Annotated in this window: 4 protein-coding genes; all 4 read right to left on the bottom strand. The window is 38.8% G+C overall.

Annotated features, from left to right (window positions below; translation table 11 throughout):
• Positions 1 to 220: 220 nt before the first annotated feature.
• Positions 221 to 718, bottom strand: coding sequence for a nucleotidyltransferase domain-containing protein (locus NBH03_RS15735; protein ID WP_009247521.1), 498 nt, complete (start codon positions 716 to 718; stop codon positions 221 to 223).
• Positions 719 to 802: 84 nt separating this feature from the next.
• Entirely contained in the window at positions 803 to 2347 is a 1545-nt protein-coding gene (locus tag NBH03_RS15730; protein WP_009247522.1) for an ATP-binding cassette domain-containing protein, read from the bottom strand.
• A 453-nt stretch (positions 2348 to 2800) separates the two neighbouring features.
• Positions 2801 to 3178 (bottom strand): TnpV protein, encoded by a 378-nt coding sequence (locus NBH03_RS15725; RefSeq protein ID WP_009247523.1) that lies wholly within the window; start codon positions 3176 to 3178, stop codon positions 2801 to 2803.
• 26 nt (positions 3179 to 3204) lie between these two features.
• Complete coding sequence (locus NBH03_RS15720) at positions 3205 to 4344, bottom strand: plasmid recombination protein (RefSeq protein WP_019190307.1); 1140 nt, start codon at positions 4342 to 4344, stop codon at positions 3205 to 3207.
• Between the last annotated feature and the right edge of the window lie 407 nt (positions 4345 to 4751).

The following is a 4751-nucleotide window of genomic DNA, read 5'->3' as shown; positions in this document are numbered from 1 at the left end:
TCTACAAAGACTAACGCTTTTTGTTTAGGAATTATTCTCTGTAATGTTTCTCGTTCTTTTGATTATTTGATATATCCATATTATCCTGCCTATACGAGCTAATGTTATCATTTTGTTATCGGCATTGATAACACCTACTCGATAACTGTGGATAATAACTATATGTAGCATGTCAAATTATAAGCTATTTTGCTTAGAGATTCAACACAAAACTGAAATTTTACTTTTCCTTATATTCATCTGGTATTGCTATTTGAAATGTTTCACACAACAGCATCACATCATGCACATCATTTTTATCGTGTTCATATCCCAAATGAAGCATTACCTGACTCAATGGTTCAATACAAGAAACAGTTATATCTCCAACTTTTCCAATACCGGAAAAAGTTTTTGATGGAAATATATCTCCCTCATAAACAATTCCGTCATCTGTAAATTCAAAACAATGTAAATCAATGATTCTTTGTTTATCATCTTTCCAGACAGTATGACCATCCGTTGTATAATCAGTATTTACTTCCTCAAATCCATGCTGCTTAATCACATAAATATAATCATGATAATGTTTCAGTTCAACAAACAAATCAATATCATTGTGTATTCTTGATTCTCTTTTAAGAAGTGCATCAACACCCCATCCGCCATCTAAATATACTTTAATTTCGTTTTGCAAAGCATATTTTATAATTTCACATGCATCTTCTGTACGTACCATAATCTATCCTCCAAATTCAAATCTTTGTATGCTTTCCAACTCACTAAAAGCCTGAAATTTGTCAGTCTTTCATCCTTTTTGTTATCAATCACCAATTAGCTGTAATCCATTAGGATTTAGCTGATATATTTTATCGCACACCTCTTCAATATACTTTCTATCGTGAGAAATGCTAATGACAGCCCCCGGAAATTCTCGGAGCATTTTTCTTATTACCGGACCGGACAATGGTGAAAAATTTCTTGTCGGTTCATCCAGAATAAGAACATTTGCACCACTTAAGCTCATCCTCAAGAGAAGCACTTTCGCCTTTTGTCCGCCTGATAACTCCCGAATCGGATGCTCCATTTCATCTGGTGTGTATTTAAGTGAACCAAGGTATGTTCTAATTCTTGTACGCTCTTCTTTATCTCCTGTTTTATCAAGGTAATCAACCGGTGTAACATCCAAATCCAGCAGGTCTTCATAAGTTTGAGGCATATATTCTGCTTTAATGTCATTCCGATTTAGGAGTTCTTCCGCTATCTTTTTTAGAAGAGTCGTTTTTCCTGCCCCGTTGGCTCCTATCATACAGATTTTTTCTGAACCTTTTATTTTTAAATGAATTCCTTCTGCTAAAATTCTTTTGCCATCCGGAGTCACAAGCTTTGAAAGTTCATATTCTATGACCGTTTTTCCTGCGGGAATGTGTGAGTTTTCATCCCCTAATTTGACAAAGATTGCTTCTTCCTGTTCCGGCATCTGAGTCATATTTTCATCTTCTTTTTCAAATCTTCGTTCCATTGCCTTAACCGTATGCATTTTGTCCTTTAAGTTTTTGGCAACAGACGGTGCTTGTCTGGTACAACTTCTTAATGCACCTTGTACACTCTGCATAACTCTTTGATATTTTTCATCGCGAATCTTTTTCTCCCTACGGTCACTCAGTGCCCGCTGTTTTTGGATTTCAAATTTATGAAGCCGTTCTTCCACATAGCGTCTATAGGGAAGCTTTGCCACGGTATATCTCGCCTTTGTTTTTCGTATAATCTGCTCGATATGTATCACCATGTTGGCAGTACGCTCTATCAGCGTTTCATCGTGTGAAATAAAAAGCACAATGTGCTTCCAGTCATTTATGATTTTTTCCAGTAATGTAAGCGTCGCAATGTCGATGTCATTGGAAGGTTCGTCCAACAACAGCACAGAAACATCGCGAATGAAAAGCCTCATAAGTTGTGTCTTGACTTTTTCGCCTCCTGAAAGACTACCCATTGTCTGGTTACTGTAGAAAAAATCATTTTTCATTCCAAATTTTCCCGCAATAACAGACAATTCTTTAGGCGTTTTCTCCCAGAATATTTCCTCTTCAGAAAAATATTCGTATATTGTTTTTTCCTTATCTTCATCGAGCATCTCCTGCGGAAGATAACCAAGACGTTCGTGTCCCATTATCCTTTCCCCATCTGCTTCTATATAGTTTTCTACAAGCGACGGATTGTATATCCACTTCATTAATGTCGATTTCCCATTTCCCTCTTCTCCAATAATAACTGCCTTATCTCCATCATTTAGCACAAGGTTGAAATCATTAAGAATTATTCTCAGGTCTTTTTTATGTGTTAAATTTAATTTTTTTATCTGCAACATTAAAGTTTCTCCTTTTCGAAGTCTGAGCCAATTATTATTTTGAACACACAAAAACGAGTCTTTTTTGCATACGCAAAAATAGACTCGCTAAATAGCCCCTTATTTCTTTTCCAAAAGGAAAACAAAGGAAATGCCTCTTGCGATAATCCAACTTAAGCGTACACAAAACAAACCTATTCTCTACAGGCTCAATAACTATATGTGTCTTACTTAAATCAAATTATCTATTAATCATTTCCTCACCTTACACAAAATGTGCCTTTCTTTCTTCTAATGGCAATACTATCATACTTTATTTTTTGTGTCAATACATTTCACCTTATGGAAGTGCAAATTAAAATTTTCACTTCCTAATTATACATCCAACCATTACGAAATTCAATCTTTCACAACCTCTTTACAACCACAACCACAGCACTCCAGCAAACGCAGGAGCACCATACCGTAAAACGCTTATGTGTAAATCAACTCCGTTCCTACAACTTCCCTCACACAAGCCTGAATATTATTCATTCTTCCAATCCATTCGTAGGGATTATCTTTCTTTAATTGTTCCGTCACATCTTGTCTGTCGGCATATTCCTTTACCAGTCGAAGAAACATATCCTCTGCTTGCTTATCGACTTCTGCAAGATAACTATGCAGCTTTCCGCTTGTCAGCAGGTTCATATATAACACTTTATAGTGTTCCTTTAAATGCCTTGCATGTCGTTTCCCCCATAAACCAATCGGCTCTATTTCTTCTTCGGCTGGTACTGTGATGTTCGGCAATAAATAATCACCCACCTGTCTATAAGTTCCGCCCATTTCTTCAAAAATTGTCTTTGTCATTTTCCTTTTCCTCCTGTGATTTTTGTCTATCGTGATCGTGTATTATCACGCTTGCGACCTTTAACTGTTCTTGCCTGCTCCAACAAATCATCTATCTGTTTGCGACCAAAAACCTTACGGAGCAGGCTGTAATCTTTATTTTCTGCTTTTAGGATTTTGTTTTCTTCGGTCAATCTTTCATTGACTTTCTCCAAACGCTGATTGGTGCGGTATAACTGTGCATTCGCTGTATTCAGCCTATGATAGTTGTCCCACCCCTCAAAGCAGCGGGCAAGCACCGTTTTGACAAGTTGCTTCAATTTCCTTACAACCGGCTCTGCCATTTTGGTTTTATATGCCTTTGCAGTCATAAATTTCTCTGGTTCTGGCAACTGATATTTCGGTGCAGTATCAAGCTCTATTTCAAGATTTGACAGCTCGTCTTTTGCCTTATCATAGTTCAATACTCGTTCCGACAACACATCAAATTCAATCTGTTTCTGCTCGATTTTCGCACCTAATGCCGCCACTTCTTTTTCTCTTTCCTGCTTTTTATAATCCAAAACAGAAAGATGTTTTTCGTGTGTGCCTAAATGTTCCCACTCAATCCCATAACGTTCCATCACCGCCGCAAGCTGTTCTTTTTCGGACTGTATCCATTGCGACCACTCCGTATCGCCACGACTGCCGCCCTTAAAACCTTGCGTTGCAAGAGCCTGCTTTAGTGACACTCTTGTATCAAGTCCACGCTTGCTGCCTGTGGTAAAAGGTACAAAATCTATGTGCAGATGTGGTGTAGCTTCATCCATATGCAGATGAGCCGAGAACACCCGAAGCTGTGGATTTCGCTCCTGAAAACCCTGATAGTATTCATCTAAAATCTGCTTTGCCAGTTCTCCGTTTTCCGTATCGGCGTTCATATTTCCCTTACCGCCCACCTGTAAAATGATTTCGTGGAACGGTTTTTCCTGCTTGGAACTTCGGATTTTTTCATAATAATCTTTTATCTTTCGGTCTGACCTTATCTGCTTGGCATTGTATCTTTCCAATGCTTCATCAAACAATTCGTGATAAACTGTCTTTATATTTTCATTGCAGTAGTCGATATTGAGATGAGTACGAGTTCCGTCTACATTTTCTGCTCGGAACTTTCGGCTATTGTGATTGACCGAGCCTTTACCGACCATTGCACTTATCGTTCTCTGCATTTTTTCATCTCCCATCTGTAAATTTCAACATTCTCAGGTTTTGTTACTTTTGTCAAAAGTAACGCAAAAGCACTTTTGACGGGTACACCCATCAAAAATGCGACCTGTAAACAGGTTTTGCGTTCTCCGAAGGCTCTCCGAGGGGTGAGCGTGTGCCGGTGGCACACACGCCTGCGAACCGACCGAGCCAGCAGGCGAGACCAAAGAGCCGCCTTTGAAAAGGCACTCTCTGCACACTCCCCTAAACTTTATCCGGTGTCAAAGTGTGACGATGGTGACAATGTTTTTCACAGCGTGCTGCTCTCAAAAACATTGACACCTTTGACACCGTTTGTCACGCCGTCTGCTCGGTTTCTTTCCAAAGTGAAACCTTTCTTCCGTCGTGT

The organism is Coprococcus intestinalis, from assembly GCF_023656595.1.
GTDB classification, from domain to species: Bacteria; Bacillota; Clostridia; order Lachnospirales; family Lachnospiraceae; genus Coprococcus_A; species Coprococcus_A intestinihominis.
Note: the sequence above shows the minus strand (reverse complement) of the source record. Positions and strands in the feature narration are given on the sequence as shown.

Bases quoted from the DNA above. Each gene is read 5' to 3' on its own strand.
- NBH03_RS15735 (WP_009247521.1), bottom strand. From the start codon at position 718: ATGGTACGTACAGAAGATGCATGTGAAATTATAAAATATGCTTTGCAA.
- NBH03_RS15730 (WP_009247522.1), bottom strand. From the start codon at position 2,347: ATGTTGCAGATAAAAAAATTAAATTTAACACATAAAAAAGACCTGAGA.
- NBH03_RS15725 (WP_009247523.1), bottom strand. From the start codon at position 3,178: ATGACAAAGACAATTTTTGAAGAAATGGGCGGAACTTATAGACAGGTG.
- NBH03_RS15720 (WP_019190307.1), bottom strand. From the start codon at position 4,344: ATGGTCGGTAAAGGCTCGGTCAATCACAATAGCCGAAAGTTCCGAGCA.